Below are 21,789 nucleotides of genomic sequence, written 5' to 3' on the forward strand. Positions count from 1 at the left end.
GGTGTTGCCTTGCGGGTGGTCAGGGCCGGACGTAGTCGCCGCGTGCCTCCAGGCCCTCCCTGGAGAGGGTGAAGTTCTGCTGGTAGGAGCCCGGACGCAGGTTGTGGGTGACGGATTTGACGAAGTAGTCGCCGTCGTACGCCCGTCCCGAGCCGCGTACGCCGACGAGCTGGCGCGGCTGGAGGATGTAGCCGTGCCGGATGACGTCGAGCGAGCCTGAGCCGGAGACGACGTCGGCGGACACGGCGGCGCGGGCGAGGAGTTCGGCCTCGGCCTGCTCGCGCTGGTGCTTGGCGGTGCCGGAGAGGGTCCTGCGCTTGAGGGCCGGGGTGGGCCGCTTGCCGAGTGGCGGGCGCAGGGGGCTGATCGACGGCTGCGGGAGCAGGTCGGACTGCCGGGTCTCGGGGTTCTGCCAGCGGGCCTGCGGTTCCTCGCGCGCGGTGCCGTCGTAGGCGAACGTCAGCTGGTCCACGGTCGAGTTGGCGTCCATGTTGACGTTGAGCGCGTGCTGGCGGATGCCGAGGCGCACCTCGGGTCCCCAACGGGCGGCGGACTGGCCGGGGTTGGGTCCGGGTTCGAGGTAGAAGGTGTACCCGTTGGCCCGCGCCAGCTCGGTGACGTACTGCAGGTCGGTCCCCGTCTGGTAGTGCACGCGCAGGTCCTGGTGCGGGGGCTGGGCGACCTTCTCGGTGTAGACGTCGGGCCGGATGCCGTAGTCGGAGTAGCGCCGCAGGATCGCCAGCACCCGCTCGGAGGGCGGCAGGTTCGGGTAGCGGCCGGTGCGCTCCTCGAGGTCCATGAGGAGGGTGAGGTCCTCGCCGGTGACGGTGAGCGTGGAGTGGCCGGGCTGGTTGCTGGCGCCGACCTCGTGCCGGACGACGAGACCGTCGAAGAGCACGCCGGAGGTGCCCTTGACGCTGACGGTGACGATGAGCCTCGTCTTGGGGTCGAAGAACCCCTCGGGCAGCAGCCGTCGGCTGATGATCCCGTTCTTGGTGAGATCGAAGGCGAGCTGGAAGCCGCTGCGCTCCCCCGCGGTGGCGGTGATCTGGGCGGACAGCAGGGCCTCGGTCACCTCGGCCGGGACGGGCCGGGCGAGTTTGGGCCCCATGAGGAGCGTGATGTGCACGGGGCCCTGCCCCACGGGCAGATCAAACACGCCGGTCTCCCCTGCCGCCCGGGAACCCGCCGGCGAGCGGGATGTCGACGACCCGCCCGGCCTCGTCGGTCAACTCGCGTGGATCGAGTACGGGGTTGGCGTCGGCGATCTGCCACCACTGGGAGGGGTCGCCGAAGTACCGCTGCGCCAGCAGGTCGGGGCGCTCGCCGGCGCCGACGGCGTGGGGCTGGGTGAGGTCACTGTCGGGGGTCTGGTCGAGCGGGGGGAGGAGCCGGCGCTTGGTGTACCGGACCTCCGTCCCGTCGGGGCGGCGGTGGATCCCGATCTCGGCGTCGTGGTAGCGGCTGGTGCGGGGGTAGGGGTGGGCGCCGGGTATGGCGTCCAGGGCGTTCTCGTAGGGCTCGATGTCGGCCATGGTGTGCTGTTCAGCCCCTTCCGATCACGGCGTTGGTTCCGATGCCGCCGAGTCCGAGCGAGCCGAGCCCGCCGCCGCGGGCGGCCGCGGCGAGCCGCTCCTTCTGCGCGAGGTGCGCCATGTAGAGATCGGCGCCGCGGTGGCCGGCGGGGAGATCGCTGACGGTGAGGATCTTCATGCCGATGCTGAGGGAGGCCCGGATCGGATTGAGGTTGACGTCGAAGGCCGACTCGTTGACGGAGAGCTCGGTCAGCCGCACGGGCATCACCCGCTTGCTCCCCCAGGTGAAGAGGGTGAGCGGCATCTCGATCGGACTGATCTCGATGGCACCCTTCTGCGACAGCTTGCTCGCGGCCCTCAGCTGGGCGACGGTCGGCTGCACGAGCATTTCGAGGGTGGCGAGCTGGGGGTGAATCCCGTCGGGCGCGGCGACCTCGAACTGGTCGGTGGCGTCGATCTCGGCGGTGAACTTCCAGGTCTCCTGGGCGGGCCCTTTCAGACGCAGGGCTTCGTTACGATCCCCGCTCCCCGTACCGCCGCCTCCGGCATCACCGCTGTCCCCGGCGGACTGGGGGGCGACGCTGCGCTCCAGGGTGTCCGGGTTGAACTGCAGGACGATGATGCGTTGGGGGGTGCCGGTGTCGGGGTTGACGACGACTATTCCGGAGCGGATGGGTTTGGGGATGTCGGCGTAGCGGGTCACCGCGCGGCCTCCGTGAGCAAGGGCCGGCGGAAAGCCGGGACAAGGGGGCTCATGTCAGTTCCCTTCAGAGAGTCCGTCCAGCAATAGCGCGGCGTTTCGGCGAACGTGGTCCACGGGGTCGCTGTCACGCAGTTCCCCCACAAGTTCGACCAGACCGGGCTGCGGAAAGTAGCCCGTGGCGATGACCACGGCCTGGCGGACCCCCGCATCGGGATCGCCCACGAGGTTTCTGAACGCCTCCACGACATGTTCCGCTTCCTGCTCCCCCGCGGAAAGCGCCGCGGCGTAGACCAGCCTCAGCTTCTCGTCCCGGGCGTCCGCCCTTCGCAGCGCTTCCAGCGCCTCATCGGTCGACCAGATGTCGCAGTCCTGGCGGATGTGCCGCGCCACTTCCGCGCTGCTGGGCCCCCGAAGGGTGAAGTACCGGGTGCCGATGGGCTGGTCATCGACCTGGTGGATCTCGGTCTTGCGGTCCAGCGTGACCCAGGTGTCGACGTATGCTCCTCCCTCTGGAATCCGGGAACGCTGCAGAATCCACCCGCGCTGCATGGAAACGAAATCAACGTCATCCGACGAGAAACCGGGCTTGATGACCAATCGCTCAATAAAATCCGTCATAGTGACACCTCTCCTCATTCAAGTCCGTAGAACCTTAGCAGGAACTGACGGATCATCTGACGCGCCTTCTGCTTGGCGTCGTCTTCACTATCGAAGTCGATGTCCTCCATGTTCATTCTGGCCAGCAACCATCGTTCCGCCAATTCACCTTCACGCTTCTTCAGTTCGTCACGCTTGGCCTTCGTACTCTTCAGGCCGCTCGTTTGTTTCCCGACCTCTTCCTGTTCATTTCCCTGGGCTGCTGCAGACGCGCCCAGCATGGACATGGGGAACCAACCGCGGTCACCGAGCCGCACTCCCTCGTACTCGGCAAATGCCTGATGCGGCGTCAGACCGCCCCTCTGAGGGCCGTAGGTGAGCAGATCGGCCGTCATCGCGGCGTACGCCAAGTTGGTCGGATTGCGATGCGACTCCCGAACGAACATCAGCCAGTGAGCATTCCTGACCAATTCTGCCTGAGCGTCCGTGAAGCCTTCGGGCGCCTTCCCCTCAAGAACATAGGTACGCAGACCGAGGGCAAAACGCGGGCCGGACAGGCCGACGCTCCTCAGGCTTTCCTCCGGCATACGGCGACTTACGCTTTCGGGGTCGAACTCCTTACCCTCAGGGAGATGCTGATACTTTCCGATCCCCTGAGTAATCAGATTGGTCAAGCCCCACTTCTGCTTCTGCTCCTTCACCCTTTCCTGGTTCTCGCCTATGTCATAGAGTTCCATCTTTCCCGTGCCGACCTTGTAGGGACTGGCGAGAACCTCGTCCTCGCCCGGCCTCGACACGTCCAGATCTTCACCACGGTCGAGGAGGTACCGCACGGCCGCTGGAATGTCCCCACCACCGATCTGCAGCGCCTCGTCGATCCCCTCACGGTCGGCGGCTTCCTGCGCCTCGTGCTTCTGCCGGCGCAGTTCGCGCGCACGCGCCAGCACTTCCTCGCGATCGAGCAGTTCGTTGGTGACTTCTCGGATGATGGGACGGATCTCCGCGCCGGAAAGCCGGTAGCCGTCCTCGGCCTTGCCGCTCGGATTCAGCGTGGCCACGACTTGGAAGGCATGGGAGCCGTTCTTCGTGAGGCTCGTGAGGCGGTACCAGGCCCGCATGCCACCGAGGGCGGTATCCAGGACACGATCCTGAACGGGCTTTCGTAGCAAGCCACCGATCTTCGGGCGGATGCGCGCGATGATCTTCTGAAGCCGTGCGTCCTTTGACTCCTTGGAGTCCTCCTCCTTCTTCCGCCGGTCCTTCTTCTGCTCCTTCTCCTTCTTGGGATCCCTGTCCTTTGGCTTCCCGTCCGCGTGTTTGTCGCGCTTCGGCTTCCGCGGATCCCTGGACTCGTGCTTCGGCTTGGGGCGCTTGCCGTCCTCGTCCTGCTTCTTCGGCTTGCCGGGCCTGTCGCCGTCCCTGTCCCTGTCCCTGGTCTTGTCCCGGTCCCGGTCCTTGTCCGCGTCGCGCTTGCGCTTGGCCGGGGCGTCCTTGTCCGAGGACTTCGGCTTGGTCGGGTCCTGGTCCTTCGGCTTGTCGGGGGACTTGGGGTCGGTGTCCTTGGGCTTGCCGGATTCCTTGTCGTCCCTCGTCCTGTCCGGGCCGCCCTTCCCGTCGGTGTCCTTCGGCTTCGGCGTCGGTTCGGGCTTCGGCCTGGCCGGGGGCTCTGCCTTCGGCTTCGGCTTCGTCGTCGGGGTCGGCTTGGTGTCCGGCTTCTCGTCGGCGGTCTTCGGCTTGCCGTTCTTGTCCTTGCTCGTGGCCGGCGCGGGCTTCCTGGCGTCGGCGGGGCCTGGCGTCCTGGGCTTGCCGGGGGCGTCCTTGGACTGGCCCGGCTTCGGTGCCGCCGCGGTCGACGGCCTGCCCGGCTGCTTCGCGGAGCCCTCCTGGGCCGGCTTCCGGTCGCCGCCCTTGTCGTCCGAACCGTCCGCCCCCGCGCCCTTGCCCGGCCTGTCCCCCTTGCCCTTGCCGCCGAGCTTGGCCGCGAGGTCCCTGAAGCGGCGGCCCACCTTCGCGACGTACTTGCCGATGCCGCTGATCAGGGCCTCGTAGGCAAGCTCCAGGAGGGCCACGATGCCGGCCGCGACCGCCTTCGCGAAGAGGACGCCGGCGCCGCCCCGGCGGACCGCCTTCAGCCAGTCGAGGACCGCGCCCATCGCACGCAGGATCTCGCCCAGGGCTCCGATGGCCGTGCGGATCGCGTCGATCACCGCCATGACCCAGCCCGCGCCCGGGATCAGCTTGGCGATGACCTTCGTGATGACGATCTCGCCGATGATCAACGGGAGTTGCGGGACGATCGCATCCCACGCCTCCTTGACGATCCGCTCCAGGGCGATGCCGCCCTTGATCAGCTTGTCGAGGATGGCCTTCGGAATTCCGATGATTTCCTGGATCTTGGACTGGAACCATTCCTTGACGGCCGATTTGACCTCGCGGAACAGATGGTTCTTCGCGCCGTCCACCGCGGAATTCTTGGCACCCCCGAGCCACCCGCCCGGGTCGGAGAGGAAGTCGACCGCGATGAGCATGAACTCGCCGAGCGCGCTCAGCATCCGCGAGGCGAACTGAAGGACCGCCTTCACCGCGTCCACGATCGCCTTGACCGCGTCCAGAAGCGCCTTCTTCAGGACGTCCAGAATGCTGCTGAGGAGTTTTCCGATGGCGTTGAGGAGGTCGCTGATCGCCTTCTTCAGCGCTTCGGCCAGGCGGTTGACGAGGGCGATCGCCGCCGCGATCAGGTCGGTGATGAACTTGCGGATGCGCGCCGCCAGTTCGATGACCGCCCGGACCATCGCCACGGCGAATTCGATCAGGTCCTTGATGAGGTTCTTGATCGCCTCGACGATGCCCTTGCGCGCCTCGTTGATCCAGCGCTCGACCGTGTCCTTGAAGTTCTTGATGAAGCCGACGACGGCGTCCCGCGCCGCCCGGATGACCCGGACGATCGCGTTCTTGATCTCGATGACCTTCTGCTTGATCCAGTCGAAGGCCTTGGTGATCCAGTTGCCGGACTCCTGCGTGGCGCCGTCGCGCTGCTTCTCCGCGTCGCGCTCCGCCTTGTCGCTCTCGTCCTGGATCTTCTTGTCGCTGCCCTCCTTCTCCTTCTCGACGTTGTCGTCGGTCTTCTTCTCCTGGTCCTCGACGTCCTTGCGGACCTTGTCGTGCCGCTCCGACTTCTTGTCGCCGAGGCTCTTGAGCTCCTCGTCCTGCTCCGCGCGCCAGCCCTCGCGCTGGGCGGTGACCTCGCCCATCGCCTTCTCACGCTCACCGGCCTGCGTCTCGGTGTTGGTGGCGATCTCGGCGTCGACCTGCCGCTTGTGCCTGGCCTGCGAGTCACGGAAGTCGCGGTCCTTGGCCTGCCGGCCCTCCGACATGCGCTTCTCGCCGTCGCTGAAGGCGGCCTGGAACCGCGGGCCCTGCTCGTGCTCGGCCACCTCCGAGGCCGCTTCCGGCGGTACGGCCCCGGTGGCCCCGCCGCCCCCGGCCGCGACGCCCTCGCCGCCCTGCGCCCCGGGCACTTGGGCGCTCAACTCCTCCTTGGGAGCATTGGGATAGACCTGGTCCTCGCCCATGCCCCGGCCGGAGTCGTCGCGGGCCGTGGCCACGGTGTCCTGGCCCTTGGCGTCGACATGGCCGTCCTGCTCGCCGGCCGTCCGCTCCGCGTCGCCCTTCATCTCCACGCCGGGCGCGTTGCCCGCCTGGGCCTGCTTGAGCGCCTCGTCCTTCGTGGGCAGCCCGGCGAACTTCGCGGCCAGTTCCTGCGCGTCCACCTCGAAGCCGAGCCAGCTCGCGACCTTGCCGATGCCGAAGCCGAGAGCCATCTTGAAGGTGTCCCAGCCGCCGGGCTCCTCGGCCTTCTCCGCCTCGATCTGGCCCTCGGGCTCCTTGGCGCCCTTGACTTCGGCGTTCTTCTGCTCCGGGGCCTGCGCTTCCTGCGGCTTGTCCTGCGAGTACGCGGCCGGGGCCTCCGTCTTCGGCTTGCCCTGGAGAGTCCGCGGCGCGCCCGCCGGGCGTTGCATCGACGGTGGCGCGGCGGCCAGTTCCTTGTGCTCCTCGCCGACCGAGCGGTCCACGGCTCCGCCGACCCCGCCCATCGCCTCAAGTGCCTTGTGCGGCTTGAGCTTCGACGCGGTCGCCAGGCCTGCCTCCGGAGAGACCCCGGCGAGGTTCGGCACCGGAGCCGAATCCTTCTTGCCCTTACCCTGGGCAGGGGTGGCGCCACCGCCCCCACCGCCACCGGTCCCACCGCCACCACCCCGTGCGGCCCCGCCCGACGCCGACTTCGGCGCCGGCGCGCGCTCCGCGTCGCCCTCGGGCTCGGGGGCCGCCTTCGCGGCGGAGGCGGGCGGGGGCGCAGGTGCGGCCTTCGCCGAGGCCGCCGCGGACTGCGTACGGCCGCTTCCTTCGCTACGGGTCTCCGGTGCCGGTGCCTCGCTCGCCGGCTCGGCGCCGCTTCCGCCCGATGCGCCGGACGCACCCGCCCCGCTCGTCGCACCGGACGCGCGAGGCGCCGTAGAACCGCTTCCGACGTCGGACACGTCCGGCCCGCCCGCGGAGCCCCCCGCCTCCTGGGAGCCCTGCGCCCCGGCCCCCGGGCCCGAGGCCGACGCGGAGCCGTCCGCCGTCTCCTTCGCCCCGGCGTCCCCCTGCGCCGACCGGCCGCCCGTCGCCTGCTGGGACTCCTTCTCGGGGGCGGCGCCACCCTTGTCCCCGGCCGCTCCGGTGCCCTTCTCCTCCTTGGCGGCCGGCTCCTTGGCCTCACCACCGCCCTCGGACTTGCTCTCCTGCCGGCCCGGCGCCTCCTGCACCGTCGTCTGCGCGGCGACGGGGCCGGCCTTGGGGTCGTCGCCCTTCTTCGGGTCGCGGGTGCCCGTGGACGGCGCGGCGGCCCGGTCCAGCCCCAGGCCGCCGAGCCCGGCGGCGCTGTCGGGGCTGCCCTCGGTCTCGGGTGCGGACGACTCCGGCTCCGGGGCGAGGTCGGCGGACTCCTCCTCCGGCTCCGCCGCCTCGTCCTCGGCGTCCTCCGCCTTCCGTTCGGCCTGCACCTGCTCGGCCCGGGTCGGTGGCGGCGCCGGGAAGGACGGAGCGCTCTGGGTGGTCGCGGGCGCCGCCGGGTCCAGCTCGTCGGCGGTCGGTACGGCGGACACGTCGAGGTCGTGCTGCGGTACGAAGTCCTCCGGCTGGAGCTTGACGTCCCAGGCGCTCGGCTCCTCTCCGCCGACCTCGACCTCCGACTCGCTGCTGGAGCCGAAGGGGTCCTCGTCGGTCTCCTCCTCCGGGACGAGGTCCTGGTTGCGCTTGCCGTCGAGGGTGCTGACCTTGCCGGGCAGCTGGGCGTCCTTACCGGTCGTCGTCGGCGCACCGGCCGGCTTCTGCTGCCCCTTCTTGTCCTGCTGCCTCAGCTGCCGGCCGGCCACGGCGGCTTCGGCCGCGCCCGGCCGGTTCTTCGCCGCGGACTCCTCCTTGCTCGCGGCGGCCGCGTCCTCGCGCTCGGTCCGCTCCTGGCCGCCCTTCTCCTTGCCCTCGTCCTTGCCCTCGGCAGCCGATTGCCCGGACTTCCCCTTGTCCGCCGAACCACCCGACCCCTTGCCCGCAGCCGAGTCGGCGGATTCCTTCTCGCTCTGCCGGGTGCCTGAGCCCGGAGCCGCCGCCCCGGAACCCTCTGCTGCCGGCGCCGGTTCAGGCGCGCCCACACCCTGGGGTGTGCTCCCGTGCTCCCGCGTATCGCCGTTCTGCGGAGTGCTGCCTTTCGCGCCTTCCTCGGCCCCCTGCTCCTTCTCAGGACCGGGGGCGACACGAGGCCGGTCGTCCCGCGCCCTCCGCTCCTCGGCTTCGCGCAGGGCGTTCTCGCGCTCGGTGCGGACTTCCTCCGCCGTGTCGGGCTCGATCTCGGGCGCGTCGTGGGCGTCCCGCTCCAGACCGTCCTCGGCATGGTCGTCGTACGCCTCGATCTCCTCGACGAGATCGAGGACCCGGTCGTGCTCCGAACCGAGCAGCCGGTTCTCCAGCCGGACCAGGACGCCGTCCAGCAACTCCTCCGGCAGCCGGGCGAGTTGCTTGCGTGTGCGCTGGGAGTGGTCCTCGGGGTCGCCGCGCAGGGAGCGGACGACCGAGTTGGCGAGGCGGTCGACGAGGGTCGCCGGGTCCAGGGTCTCGGCGCGGTTCCGGTCGGCGTCGACGGTGGCGTACCGCAGCCACCCGGGGGTCGCCTGGTCCTGCTCGACGTCCGCCGCCTCCGCCGCGGCCTCGGGCTCCCGTACGACGTCTCGCGCCGCCGACTCCGCCTCCCGTTCGATGGCCTGCTGCGGCAGACTCACCGCACCCAGCTCCCGCCCGGCGCGCAACGTGCCCAGGCCGTGCGGGTTCTGGACAGTGTGCAGGAGTTCGTGGGCCAGCAGGCGGCGGCCCTCGTCGGTGCCGGGCTTGAAGGCCCCTTCGGCGAAGAAGACGTCCTGGCCCACGGCGACGGCGTCCGCGCCGAGGAGCTCGGTCAGCTGCCCGGCGTCACGACCGGTGTGCAGGCGCACCCGGCTGAGGTCGTGACCGAGCCGCTCCTCCAACTCCCGTCGCACACCGGGGTCGAGCGGCTGCCCGGCGCCGCTGACGATGTCCTTCGGCTCCGGCGTACGGGACTTGGCGGCCCGCTCCTTGCGCTTGCGGCGGCGCTGTTCGGCGGCCTGCTCGCTGCGGGCGTCCTGGGCCTGGGAACTCATCGCGTCACCTCCCCGTGGCCACTGAGCCCTTCGTGCACCGCGCGGGCCAGTTCCTGGCCTAGGCGGCGGGCGGAGAGTCCGGCAGGCAGCGAGGGAAGACCGGTCAGGGTGTCGGCGGTCAGGGTGCCGCCGGCCGCCAGCGGCACGCCGTGGACGCGGATGAGGCGGGTCAGCTCGCGTTCGAAGGCGTCCGTCACCCGCTCGGCGTCGACGCGGAAGCCGGACAGGGCGAGTTCGCCGATCTCCACCCGGATCTCACGAGGTTCGTCGCGGGTCTCCCCGTTCACACCCACCCCCGCACCTCCCCCGGCGTCAGGGACCGCTCCAGCTTCTGGTACTCCGTGCGCGCGGCCGCCAGCATGTGCCGCATCTGCAACCGGTCGCCCTCCTCGGCGGCGAGGAAGGCCCCGGACAGCGCGATGTTGCGGATCGAGCCGCCCGCGACGGTGAGCTGGGCGAGCAGGCCCGGGTCGATGCCCTTGACCGGGGCCTGCGAGGGCAGCACCCGCCGCCAGATCTCGGCGCGTTCGTGCTCGGCCGGGAAGGGGAAGTCGACGACGAAGCGGATGCGGCGCAGGAAGGCGGTGTCGAGGGCCTTCTTCATGTTGGTGGTGAGGATGGCGAGGCCCCGGTAGGCCTCCATGCGCATCAGCAGGTAGCTCACTTCGAGGTTGGCGTACCGGTCGTGGCTGTCCTTGACCTCGCTGCGCTTGCCGAACAGCGCGTCGGCCTCGTCGAACAGCAGCAGCGCGCCGCCGCGTTCGGCGGCGTCGAAGACCCGCCGCAGGTTCTTCTCGGTCTCACCGATGTACTTGCTGACGACCTGGGAGAGGTCGACGATGAACAGGTCGAGGCCGAGTTCCTTCGCCATGACCTCGGCAGCCAGCGTCTTGCCGGTGCCGGAGCCGCCCGCGAAGAGGGCGGTGACGCCGAGTCCGCGGCGCAGGGTGCCGGCGAAGCCCCACTCCTGGTGGACGGTGGCCCGTTGCCGTACGTGGGCGACGATCTCGCGCAGCACCGCGGTCTGCCGGTCGTGCAGGACCAGGTCGTCCCAGCCGGCCTGCGGTTCGATCCGGCGGCCCAGCTCGTCCATGCCGATCCGGGCCTCCTCCAGGCCGGCCCGCCAGGCGAGTTCGGCGGCGTCGAGGTCCTCGTGGGGCAGCCTGCGGCGCACGGTCGCGGCGGCGGTCCTGATGACGTGCGGCGGCAGCTGGAACTGGGCGACCAAGGAGCGCAGTTCGGTGTCGTCGAGGTCGGCGATCGGGTGCATCGCCCGGGCCCACAGCTCGACCTGCTCCTCGTCGTCGAGGCGCGGCACCGCCACCCGCGCACCGTGCGGGCGGTCCGTGCGCAGGGGATCCTCGCTCGACACGACGACCGGTACGGCCGCCCCGGCCAGGAACGCCTCGGTCGCCGCCCGCTGGTCGCGGTCCAGGTCGCCGACCTCGACGAGCAGCGCGGACGGCAGCAGGATCGCCTCGCGCTGCCAGAGCCGGGCGAGCCGGTCGCGTTCGGCGGGGTCGGTGGGGATGTCCTCGGCGACCATGGCGTACAGCCCGAGCCCGGAGCGGGCGGCCGCCGCGGCGGCGATGTCGGCGCGGCTGCGCAGGTCACCGCCGGTCACCTCGACGAGCAGCGGCGCGTCGGGGTTCGCCCCGGTCGTCCAGCCCTCGGCGACACGGCTCGCGGCAAGGTCGTACGACGGCGGCAGCTGCTCCGGCACGGGGGTGCGGCGCAGCCGGCCGTGCAGTCGGACGTCCAGGTAGGGAGAGCCCAGCAGGAAGTGCAGGATCCGCTCGTCGAGCCGCAGCCGGGAGGTCGTCAGGCGGGACTCGTCGTCGAGCTCGACGATCCGCCAGCGCCGCAGCGGCGCGACGGGGGTGAGCGCGCTCCAGTGCGGTTCGGCGAGGGCGGCCAGGGCGAGCGAGAACGTCGGGTAGGCCCGCTGCGGGTCACCGCAGGCGGCGGCGCAGCGGGCCGCGGTGGTCGGGTCCAGTTCGTCGGCGGCGGCGAGCAGGATCAGGTCGCGTTCGAAGGCGGTGAGCCCGAAGCAGGAGACGAGGGCGTCGAGCGGTGCGGTGCCGGGGGTCGCCGGCGGCGCGGGGCTCGCGGGGGCGACGGCGTCCGACGGCTCGCCGGCGGCGTGGGCGTCGATCCGGGACAGGACACGCCGGATCTCCGCGGTCAGCGTGACTCCGACGCCGCCCGCGGCCGCCGTACCCGAAGCACCCGCCGTGCCCGGCTCGTTCGTTCCCATTCCCTCACCTGCCCCCGTCGTTCCCACTCCGTCTCAGCCCTCGGTGCCCTTCCGCGGCTCCGGCTGCGCCGCCTTGCTCGGCCGGGTGGCCTTGCGCGCCCGCGCGGGAGCCTTGGCTACGGTCTTGGCCGGCGCCTTCGCGGCCTTCTTGGCAAGGGTGGGAGGAGCGGGATCCTCACTCGCCTTCTCCTCAACGCCTGCCGTCGACCGGTCGGTTGACGTCGGCTCGGGCCCTGGTGGGACGGGCGCTCCAGGCGCGCCGAACGGCAGCACCCGTACCTCCGGCCGTTCCACCGGCTTGCCCGGTACGGGCTGTTCGCGGCCGTCGATGAGGACGAGGGCGGCCTGGTAGACCACCGACAGCGAGTACGGAGTCTGGTAGAGCATGCCCCACAGCTTCGACGTCTCGTCGATGTCCATCACCGTCGGCGAGAACCGCACCCGCTGCGCCGACTCCGCGAGGTCGCTGCCGACCAGGTGCGGGAGGTGGCCGGTCTCCTCGATGACGTCCTTCGGCAGGATCGGGATCTCGTGCAGGGTCCGCACCACGGAGCCGATCAGCCGCTGCCCGACCAGGGTCGTCTCGTCGCCGTAGGCGCTGATGAGGTAGTGCAGGTCCAGCGCGGCGGCCGGCCGCTTCACCAGCGTGCCGTCGGCGGCCCGGGTCGGCAGGTCGTTGTTGCGCATCGCCGTGTTGGGCGTGACCTGGTAGAGGAACACGTTGATGGTGGGGTGGTCCGGCGGTTCCGTCGGCGGCCGGTGCGGCTCGACCTTCACGGCCTCGTCGAACTCCGGGCCCACGTTGGAGGCGAGCAGCAGGGCGAGGGCCTGGGTGACATGGGCGATGGCGAGTGCGTTGCTCATGGCGTCGGTTCCTCGGTTCCTCGGTCTGTCTCGTCGTCCTGCCGGCCGCACCGCAGGCCCTCGGCCTGCCGAAGCAGCTCCATGTCACTCCCGCCCTCGCGCCAGGTACTCCGCGAGGCTCAAGGTCGCCCCCGAGCGCCCCGTCGACGGCGTCCGCTGCCGGGACCCGCCGGACGGCAGCGGTCCCGCCGTCACCTCCAGGCGCCCGATCTGCACCTGCACCACCTGCTCGGGCGCCCTGCCGGGGCGTCGGGCGGCGGCCTGCCGTACGGCGTCCCGTGCCGCCGCCGTGTCGGCGGCACTGGGCCGCAGGGGGGTCGGCACGGCGGCGGTGGCGGCGTCCGTCCCCGGGGGGATGGGTACGGACGCCGCGTTCCGGGAGGCGCCCCGCTCCGGACGTCCTCGGCCCGCCGCCCGCTGCACGACGTCCGGCGCCAGCCGGGGGCCAGGCTGGACCGGGGCGACGGGGCGGAGCAGCGGCGCCTCGGGCAGGGGCCTCGCGGCAGGCCGCGGCGCAGGATCGGCAGGGGCCTGTTCGGTGCGTACGACCGTCCGCTCCCACTCGGTGTGCATGCGGGCGGCGGACGGCGACGGACGCGGCGCATCCCCCGGCCGTACGGCGGCCGGTGCGGTGGACGGCCACAGCAGGCCGGAGCCCTCGTCCGGCTCCGGCGCGGTGCCCCGTACGGCCTCGACCCGTTCGAACGGGCCGGGCAGCCGGGGACGTACCCGCGTCACACCCGGGCGCGGACCGGCGGCGGCCGGGGCGTGCCGGGCGATCAGCCGGTCGAGGAAGTCGGGCACCGGTGCCCCGTCGGCGTCAGACATCCGCACACAGCTCCAGGTAGTAGCGGCGCCGCAGCGGGCTGAGCGCCAGGATCTCCGGCTCGCTCCAGCCGTACGACGTGGCGAGCAGATGGACGTCGAGCAGCAGGTCCCGTGCCCAGGCGTCCAGTTCGGTCCAGAGGTAGGAGGCGATGTCCAGCTCGGCCCGCGTCGCCTCGCCGCAGTCGGGGCAGCCGATGCTGAGTGTCACGTCGGCCCCCGGGTCGGCGGCCTCGACGGCCTCGGCGATCCGGCGCTGGACCGGGGCGGGCAGGTCCTCGGCGGACACGGCCACCCCGGCGCGCTCCGCCGTGACGACGCACCGCGCGAGCAGGGCGGCTCGCGGGTCCGCCGCCCGGGCCGCCGCCGTCAGGTCGGCGACCCCGGGCAGCCTGAACTCCACGTCCCAGCCGTCCTGTTCGACCCGCACCACGGAATCACCCGGGCCGCCGAGCGACCGTGCGAACTCCCCGGCGTCCAGGTCGAACTCCATGTCCTCCCCGCACGCCGAGCAGGCCAGCCGCACCTGCATCCGCTCCCCGAACAGGGCGCGGCGCAGCGCGAACAGGTCGGCCTCGCGCGACCCCACCGGCAGCACCGGCAGGGTCGCGGCGTCGGCGTCCGGGCGCGCCGTGCGGTGCAGCAGCAGGGCGCGCCCCGTCGGCGCCTCCGCGAGGCCCGCCTCCCAGGTGGCCAGCAGCTCGGCCGCCCCGGTGATCCCCATCTCGTCCCCCCTCAACTACCCACTGCTCAAGCTGGGTTGAGGAACGACGGCTCTTCCGGCTCGGGCACCTCGTAGTCCCGCTCCCAGCCCTCGCACTCGAGCTTCAGCGACTGGATGGCCACCGCGTTGGCGTTGGCGTCGAGCTCACCGAGGACCTGGTACTCGCTCGGCCAGGTCCGGTAGAGCTTGTGCGAGACGGCGACCTGGCCGGCCTCGTTGAGGACCTGGATGACGATGTCCTTGCGGAAGTCGGCTAGGGACACCTCGGAGCCGAGGCCCGCCCCGACCTGCCAGACCTTGTTGGCCCAGCGGTCGAACTCGGGGTCGTGGGTGACGCCGCGCTCCAGGGTGATTCCCTCGAACTCGGAGCGGCCCGGCGACTTGCGGGGCGACGACGGGTCGCCGCCGTGCCGGTGCTTGACGACTTCCGTCGTCCGCTTCAGCGGACTGATCTTGCTGATGCCGGCGACCGTGCGACCGTCCCACAGGACCAGGAACTTGAAGTTCTTGTAGGGGTCGAAGCGATGCGCGTTGACCGTGAACTCAGCCATCGGATTCCTTCAGTTCTCCACGATTCCCCGCGCCTAGAGCGCGAACTGCCCGGACGTCTGCTGGATTTTGACGATCACGAACTCCGCCGGCCGGACCGGTGCGATGCCGACGAGGACGTTGACGATGCCGTTCTCGATGTCCTCGGTCGTCGTCGTGTCGCTGTCGCACTTGACGAAGTACGCCTCGCGCGGGGTGCCGCCCTTGAAGGCGCCCTGACGGAAGAGGGTGTGCAGATACGAGGAGGCGGCGAGCCGGATCTGCTGCCACAGGTTCTCGTCGTTGGGCTCGAACACCACCCACTGCAGGCCGCGCTGGAGGCTCTCCTCCACATGGAGGGCGAGCCGGCGCACCGGCACGTACTTCCACTCGCTGTCGAGCGCGTCCGAGCCCTCCAGCGTACGCGCGCCCCAGACGACCGGGCCGGTCACCGGGAAGGTGCGCAGGCAGTTGACGCCGAGCGGGTTGAGCAGGCCGGTCTCGCGGTCGGTCAGGTTGACCGTCAGCGAGTGCACACCCGCGAGCCGCGCCTCGGTTCCGGCCGGGGCCTTCCACACACCGCGCTCGGAGTCGGTGCGGGCGATGACGCCGGCGACCGCGCCGGACGGCGGGAAGGAGCGCAGCCGGCCCGTGAGCGGGTCGGTGAGCTGGAGGTGCGGGAAGTACAGGCCGGCGTGGTTGCCGCGTACGGCGTCGAAGGCGGCGAGGCCGGCACGTGCGGTGTCGACGCTGACCCAGGTGCTCGGCGCGTCGACGAGCAGGAAGATCCGCCGCTCGGCGCACAGCCGCTGGGCGGCCGAGATGACGGTGAGGGCGTCCTCGGTCTTCTCGTACGCCGCGAGCTCGGGCAGCGCCAGCAGGTTGACGTCGGCCACGCCGCGCAGCGCCTGGATGCCGCTCTTGTCGCCCTCGCTGCCGATGAGGTCGCGCGGTCCGGGTGCCTCGCCGTCCTCGCCGTCCTCCAGCGGGAAGACCGGCGGGTTGACGGAGGCCTCCAGGCCGAGGTCGTTGGCGCACTCGCCGAGGAAGCGGACGACGTCCTCGGGGTCGGTGGAGCCGGCGACGACCTGGATACGGCGGCCGAAGGCGATGACCTCGGCGCCTGCGAAGGCGTGCTTGCCGGGCGCGTCGGGCAGGGCGCGCAGCTTGCGCTCCAGGAGCAGCGCCAACTCGGCCACGTTGCACGGGGCTTCGCCGTCGCAGTCGGGGTCGTAGAGCGTGAACTCGCGCTCCACCTCGCCGATCTTGACCGTGAGGTCGACGGCGAGGTTCGGCAGTTCGTCGCCGAAGGGCTTGGAGACGGTGCCGGACGGGTCGGGGCGGCCCTCGCCGACGACCTCGACGCGGATCAGCTTCGAGCCCGCGTTGATCACGGTCTGCGCGTAGCGGCCGTTCGCCGGGTCCATGGACAGGCCGGTGAAGCTCTCGCGAGCGTCGCCCTTGGCGTCGTAGACGCGCAGGTTGAAGGTTTCGTCGGGGCACGGGGTGTCGTGGTCGACGGCGACGCGCAGGCCGTTGCCCCAGACGCCGGGCTCCTTGGCGTGCACTTCGAGGACCGGGCCCTCACTGTGACCCTCGGTGGACTTGAGGGTGACGCAGGCGGCCTTGCCGCTGCCGGCCTTGGCGACACGGACGATCACCGCCACGGTGCCGCCGTTGCCGAAGAACTGGTGGACCGCGTAGCCGACGGCGCTCTGTGCGCTCAGTCCGCCGAAGCGGCGCTCGAACTCCGTGAAGCTGGTGACGCGTACCGGCTCGTTGAGCGGACCGCGTCGGGTGTGGCCCACGAAGGCGGTCACGGACGTGGTCAGGGTCGAGATCGTGCGGGTACTGCTGGGAAGCTCTTCGACGTAGACGCCGGGATACGTCGGCTTGGCGGCGCTCAGCGCGCTCATCGGCTTTCCCCCTCCTTATCCCTGTCTCGGGCACCGGGACATGGGCACCAAGAGACGGCAGGGAGATGTGCCGGACGGGTGCGCGAGCAGCCCCCGCGGGTCGATGGCGGCGGCCGGCGCACCGCATCAGTTTCCCCCGTCGGTACCCCGGACTTGTCGGCCGTCCGGGCCAAGCAATGCGCTTGTGACTCCTGATGCTCGAGTGCTCAATCCACCTTGGTGTGTTCGAAGTTGACCGAGCAAGGTGGCTTCAGGCCACCCAGGGCGGGGGTTTGGTGAAGGCGCCCTCCCGGTATCCGCACGACCTGCCTGCGCGCCCCGGCCAGGTGGTTCACAGATTCTGCACAGCGGGTGCGGTCGCGGGACACCGGGCGAGCCTCGAGCCGTAGGAGAACCCACCCACACCCCCCGTTCGACTGGTCGTACGTACGTACGACCTCCCCGAGTCGTACACAACCTTCAGTGGCTGGTTTTCCAGGGGTGACGCGAATCCGCCCCATGGAGAGCCCGTCACCGGGGAAGGCGTGGATGGAGGTGCGACCGGCGAAGGCGTGGATGGAGGTGCAACCGGCGAAGGCGTGCATGGAGGTGCACCGGAAACGCCGCTACCGTGATCGACCGGCTTCCGCGCGAGCGAAGGAGTGAGGGTGGGCGCACACCGGTCGACGGCCGTGCTGGTGACCGGCGGCAGTGGGTTCGTCGGGAGTCATCTGGTGAAACGGCTGCTGGAGCGCGGCCACCGGGTCCACGCCACCGTCCGGAGCACGGCCGCGACGGCCAAGCTGCGGCCGCTGCGGGAGATGCAGGAGGCCCACCCCGACCAACTGTCACTGTTCGAGGCGGACTTGCTGACCGAGGGCTCCTTCGACGAGGCGATGTCCGGGTGCCGGACGGTGTTCCATGTGGCGTCGCCGTTCCGGATGCCGGAGAAGATCAAGGACGGCCGCCGGGAGATGGTCGACCCGGCCCTGCTGGGCACGCGCAACGTGCTGGCGGCCATCGAGCGGACACCCACCGTGGAAAGGCTCGTCCTCACCTCCACCGTGGGTGCGATCTTCGGCGACTACGCGGACGTCCTGGCGATGGACGACGGGGTGCTGTCGGAGCGGTACTTCAACACCACCAGCACGGTGGAGAACAACCCGTACCACTACGCGAAGACGGTCGCCGAACGCGCCGCCTGGGACGCGGCGGCCGCGCAGGGCCGCTGGCGCATGGTGGCGGTCAACCCCGGCCTGGTCCTGGGGCCGTCCCTCACACCCGCGTCGGAGTCGGGGAGCCTGTTCCTGCTTCAGGAGCTGTTCCAGGGCTACTTCTTCTACGGCGCTCCGGACTTCAGCTTCACCACGGCGGACGTGCGCGATGTGGCCGACGCACATATCGCCGCGGCCGAGAACCCGGACGCCAAGGGCCGTTACATCGTGGCCCGCGAAACCATGACGTCGTTCCACGAGATGTCGCGCATCCTGCGGACCCGGCGCCCCCGCGACCTCCGCCTCCCGCGCACCGCCCTTCCGCACTGGCCGGTGCGCGTCCTGGGCCCCGCCTTCGGACTGAGCCAGGACTACATCCGCAGACACCTCGGCATCCGGTTCCGGGTGGACAACAGCCGCAGCGTGAGCGAACTGGGCATCACCTACCGCCCGATCGAGGAGACCCTCCTCGACCACTACGAAGCGTGGCGACACCGGCGCGCCGCGGAGTGAACACGCCTTCCCGCGCCCGCTAGCGTCGAAGGTCACAGAAACGTATCGGACATTTAACGCCTCAACCTTCACGGGAGGCGCACAAGTTGGTTAGGTTACGGCTCAGGCCGCACGACGACCTCCGGCGAACCCCGCCGGGACGTGCGGCCTCCGCCTAATCCGGCGCGCCCCCGCAAGGGCGACCGGAGCCGGGGACCCAACCGAACTTGGGGTGAATCGGCCCAACTGCCCTTCGGGGCAGGGGCCGTAGGGCACACCTTCCGGAACCTACCGCCCGAACCCGTCAGCTAACCCGGTAGGCGGAGTACGGAAGGAGTACGTCGCCCATGGCGCCGGAAGGCACCGCGCGGCCGGGGGCTCTCAGCCTGCCCGGCATGCGCAACTCCGCACTCGCGTCGGCGGCCCTCACCTCGGTGGCGCTGCTCGGCCAGACGGCGGGCGCCACCCCCTCGTTCGCGGACGAGACGCCCACCCGCGAAGAGGTCAGCCGACACGTCACCTCGCTCTACGACCGCGCCGAGACCGACTCGGGGACTTTCAACGCCACCCGCGCGTCGTCGACGGGACCGCGCAAGCGCGCCGCCCGCCCGGCGGACGCCCGGTCCGCGCCCGCCGCCGCGTCCCGTGCCGCGGAGAGCCGGCGTGACGATCCCTCGCTGGACAGCGTGACCCGGCAGTGGTTCGACGCCGCACGCGCAAAGCTGGGTCCGACCGTGCCGGCGGTGCTGCCGAGCGACAGGACACCCGACCGGCCCGCGCCCCGGCGTCCCGCGCGTGCGGCGACCGGCCTCGAGCGGGCACTGGACTCGTCGGGGCGCCCGGCGCTGGAGCTGCCGGCGGCCCCTGCCGCCGCGCTACCGGCCGCTGGTGCCGCCGAGTTGACGGCCGAGCCGGCGATTGGCGCGGGCCCCATGGCGGAACTGACCGCCGGCCCGATGGCCGCCCTGCCGGCTGCCCCGGAGGTGTTGGGGGCGTCGGGGGCATCGGGGGTATTGGGTGCGTCGGGGGCATTGGGGGCGGACGCTCAGGCCACCCAGGTCCTCCCGCCCGTCCTCGCCCTCCCGGCCGGGACGGCTCCGGAGACGAACCTGGCCCCCGCACCGGCCGCCGAGCCCCAACAGCGCTCCGCGCTGCGGTCCTCCAAGGAGCAGAACCAGCGCAAGCTCGACCAGGCCCGCACTCTGCTCTCCACGTACGTCGCACGGCAGAGCGACCCGCTCACGGCACCGGCCGCCGCTTTGCCCGCCGCCGACATCTGGAGCACCACGCCGGACCCGGTCCAGCCCTCGGCGGACGCGCAATGGCAGGCGCTGCAGGCACAGTCGGCGGCCGACCTCACCACGGTCCCGCCCGGGGCGACGGCTGGGCCGACGACGACACAGGCACTGACCACGCCACCACAGACCACAGCGGCTGAGACCGCCACGGCTTGGACCACGACGACCCCGGCTCAGACCGCACCGGCCTGGACCACGACCACCCAGGCCCAGACCGCACCGGCCTGGACCACGACGACCTCAGCCCTTACAGCCCCCGCCCCCGACCCCGCTCCCGAACGGACCCTCGGAACGAGCCCGGCAATCACCTCCACGGGATCCCAGGACACCCGAGCCATCCGCGCCCTGGAGTTCGCCCGCGCCCAGTTGGGCAAGCCGTGCGTCCTGGGCACGACAGGACCGGGCTCCTTCGACGGCCCCGGCCTCACCCAGGCCGCCTACAAGGCCGCCGGCATCTCACTCCCGCGCACCGCGCAGGAGCAGGCGCTCGCCGGGCAGGGAGTCGCCCTGACCCACCTGGAGCCGGGTGACCTCGTCCTGTACCACGCCGGACACGTCGGCATCTACTCCGGCAACGGCATGATGATCCACGCCCCGGGTCCGGGAGCGATCATCCGCGAGGAGTCGATCCACTACGCGGGAGAATCGGCGATCCACAGCGCGATACGGCCCGCCTGACGCACAACCACCCCACCCCACCCCACCCCACCCCACCTCCGACCCGCTAACGGGCCGTCACCACCCCGTCTCCCCGAGGCGGGGTGGTCTTGCGTTGCGCCGTCGCTCCACGCGACCCACGCCGCCACCCACCTCGGCTTTGTCGATACGTCCTGACAAACCCATTGACATCACCTGTGGACGGCCGCATAGTACCTGCCACTAGAGCGCGCTAGTGCAGCGCTCCAGTCGGTATCCAACGGGCGGTGCCCGTGAACCTCCCCCCACCTGAGAACCCGCCCCGACCAGCACAGCGAGGTGCATGGGACATGCGCAGACACCACCGGCCCGCCAACCTGACGGCTGCCGCTCTGGCCACCGCCCTGTTCGCCGCGGGCTGCTCCAGCGGCTCCGGCGGGAAGCAGTCCGAGGAGGGCTCCGCGGACGCCTCGGCCGGCAAGGCCACCACACCCCGGATGACCGTGGCCATGATCACGCATGCGGCACCCGGCGACACCTTCTGGGACCTGATCCGCAAGGGCGCCGAGGCCGCCGCGGCCAAGGACAACGTCAAGCTCGTCTACTCCAGCGACCCGAGCGCCGGCAACCAGGCCAACCTCGTGCAGAACGCCATCGACCAGAAGGTCGACGGGATCGCCCTGACGGCCGCCAAGCCGAGCGCGATGAAGGCCGTGGTGGCCAAGGCGACTTCGGCCGGCATCCCGGTCGTCGGCTTCAACTCCGGCCTGGACAACTGGAAGGAACTCGGCATGCTCGAGTACTTCGGGCAGGACGAGAACATCGCCGGCGAGGCCTTCGGCGAACGGCTCGGCGAGGTCGGCGCCAAGCACGCCCTCTGTGTCATCCAGGAGCAGGGCCATGTCGCGCTGGAGGCCCGTTGTGCCGGCCTGAAGAAGGGGTTCAAGGGCACGACGGACATCCTCTACGTCAACGGCACCGACATGCCGTCGGTGAAGTCGACGATCACCGCCAAGCTCCAGCAGGACGCCTCCATCGACCAGGTGGTCACGCTCGGCGCGCCGTTCGCGCTGACCGCCGTGCAGTCGGTGGCCGAGGCGGGCGGCAAGGCCAAGGTCGCGACGTTCGACCTCAACAAGGAGTTGGTGAAGGCCGTCCAGGACGGCAAGGTCGAATTCGCGGTGGACCAGCAGCCCTACCTCCAGGGCTATCTCGCCGTCGACTCGCTGTGGCTGTACCGCACCAACGGCAACTTCAGCGGCGGCGGCACCGCCCCGGTGCTGACCGGCCCGGCCTTCATCACCAAGGACAACGTGGACGCGGTGGCGGAGTTCGCGGCGAAGGGCACGCGCTAGGTGTATTGATCACGAGCGTTGTTGACAGTCGTCGGGCTTGATCATGGCGAAGACCTCGGGTGTGGTGGAGCTGTCTAGGACTGCACCGCACGGAGGTCTTCGTGTCCCACCGTAATGCCCGGCTGACCGTTCATGGCAGGCGGCTGCTGGTCG

Annotated in this window: 15 protein-coding genes and 1 riboswitch; of the genes, 3 read left to right on the plus strand and 12 right to left on the minus strand. The window is 71.0% G+C overall.

From position 1 onward, the window contains the following. Positions 1 to 19: 19 nt before the first annotated feature. From ACIRD7_RS34335 to ACIRD7_RS34390, 12 genes are all read right to left on the minus strand, one after another. Complete coding sequence (locus ACIRD7_RS34335) at positions 20 to 1,159, minus strand: hypothetical protein (protein WP_403459694.1); 1,140 nt, start codon at positions 1,157 to 1,159, stop codon at positions 20 to 22. Beyond that, the gene (locus tag ACIRD7_RS34340) at positions 1,152 to 1,535 is read right to left on the minus strand and encodes a hypothetical protein (RefSeq protein ID WP_403459695.1); all 384 of its coding nucleotides are present in this window, start codon (positions 1,533 to 1,535) and stop codon (positions 1,152 to 1,154) included. The genes ACIRD7_RS34335 and ACIRD7_RS34340 overlap by 8 nt, the downstream gene beginning before the upstream one ends. Positions 1,536 to 1,545: 10 nt before the next feature. Beyond that, positions 1,546 to 2,238: a hypothetical protein gene (locus tag ACIRD7_RS34345; protein ID WP_403459696.1), complete on the minus strand. Its 693-nt coding sequence runs from the start codon at positions 2,236 to 2,238 to the stop codon at positions 1,546 to 1,548. Positions 2,239 to 2,292: 54 nt separating this feature from the next. After that, complete coding sequence (locus ACIRD7_RS34350; RefSeq protein ID WP_403459697.1) at positions 2,293 to 2,856, minus strand: HEAT repeat domain-containing protein; 564 nt, start codon at positions 2,854 to 2,856, stop codon at positions 2,293 to 2,295. 14 nt (positions 2,857 to 2,870) lie between these two features. After that, the gene (locus ACIRD7_RS34355; protein WP_403459698.1) at positions 2,871 to 9,548 is read right to left on the minus strand and encodes a DUF4157 domain-containing protein; all 6,678 of its coding nucleotides are present in this window, start codon (positions 9,546 to 9,548) and stop codon (positions 2,871 to 2,873) included. Further along, positions 9,545 to 9,835 (minus strand): hypothetical protein, encoded by a 291-nt coding sequence (locus ACIRD7_RS34360; protein WP_403459699.1) that lies wholly within the window; start codon positions 9,833 to 9,835, stop codon positions 9,545 to 9,547. Before ACIRD7_RS34360 ends, ACIRD7_RS34355 begins: the two co-directional genes overlap by 4 nt. Beyond that, positions 9,832 to 11,805 (minus strand): ATP-binding protein, encoded by a 1,974-nt coding sequence (locus ACIRD7_RS34365; protein WP_403459700.1) that lies wholly within the window; start codon positions 11,803 to 11,805, stop codon positions 9,832 to 9,834. The genes ACIRD7_RS34360 and ACIRD7_RS34365 overlap by 4 nt, the downstream gene beginning before the upstream one ends. Before the next feature lie 33 nt (positions 11,806 to 11,838). Beyond that, entirely contained in the window at positions 11,839 to 12,669 is an 831-nt protein-coding gene (locus tag ACIRD7_RS34370; protein ID WP_403459701.1) for a DUF4255 domain-containing protein, read from the minus strand. 84 nt (positions 12,670 to 12,753) lie between these two features. Then, complete coding sequence (locus ACIRD7_RS34375; protein ID WP_403459702.1) at positions 12,754 to 13,497, minus strand: hypothetical protein; 744 nt, start codon at positions 13,495 to 13,497, stop codon at positions 12,754 to 12,756. After that, positions 13,490 to 14,218 (minus strand): hypothetical protein, encoded by a 729-nt coding sequence (locus tag ACIRD7_RS34380; RefSeq protein WP_403459703.1) that lies wholly within the window; start codon positions 14,216 to 14,218, stop codon positions 13,490 to 13,492. Before ACIRD7_RS34380 ends, ACIRD7_RS34375 begins: the two co-directional genes overlap by 8 nt. 26 nt (positions 14,219 to 14,244) lie before the next feature. Beyond that, complete coding sequence (locus ACIRD7_RS34385) at positions 14,245 to 14,769, minus strand: phage tail protein (RefSeq protein WP_004003113.1); 525 nt, start codon at positions 14,767 to 14,769, stop codon at positions 14,245 to 14,247. A gap of 33 nt (positions 14,770 to 14,802) precedes the next feature. Continuing rightward, positions 14,803 to 16,662 (minus strand): phage tail sheath family protein, encoded by a 1,860-nt coding sequence (locus ACIRD7_RS34390; protein ID WP_403459704.1) that lies wholly within the window; start codon positions 16,660 to 16,662, stop codon positions 14,803 to 14,805. Positions 16,663 to 17,309: 647 nt separating this feature from the next. On the opposite strand from ACIRD7_RS34390, the gene ACIRD7_RS34395 reads away from it, so the two are divergent. The 3 genes from ACIRD7_RS34395 to ACIRD7_RS34405 all read left to right on the plus strand — a co-directional run bounded on the left by ACIRD7_RS34395 (position 17,310) and on the right by ACIRD7_RS34405 (position 21,636). Then, positions 17,310 to 18,368, plus strand: coding sequence for an NAD-dependent epimerase/dehydratase family protein (locus tag ACIRD7_RS34395; protein ID WP_403459705.1), 1,059 nt, complete (start codon positions 17,310 to 17,312; stop codon positions 18,366 to 18,368). A gap of 141 nt (positions 18,369 to 18,509) precedes the next feature. Then, positions 18,510 to 18,686: riboswitch (cyclic di-AMP (ydaO/yuaA leader) on the plus strand. Positions 18,687 to 18,694: 8 nt separating this feature from the next. Further along, positions 18,695 to 20,323, plus strand: a complete 1,629-nt coding sequence (locus ACIRD7_RS34400) for an NlpC/P60 family protein (protein WP_403459706.1) — start codon at positions 18,695 to 18,697, stop codon at positions 20,321 to 20,323. 308 nt (positions 20,324 to 20,631) lie between these two features. Next, positions 20,632 to 21,636 (plus strand): sugar ABC transporter substrate-binding protein, encoded by a 1,005-nt coding sequence (locus tag ACIRD7_RS34405; RefSeq protein ID WP_403459707.1) that lies wholly within the window; start codon positions 20,632 to 20,634, stop codon positions 21,634 to 21,636. Positions 21,637 to 21,789 lie beyond the last annotated feature (153 nt).

Origin of the sequence: Streptomyces sp. NPDC093568 (assembly GCF_044764945.1) — a bacterium.
Classification (GTDB): domain Bacteria; phylum Actinomycetota; class Actinomycetes; order Streptomycetales; family Streptomycetaceae; genus Streptomyces.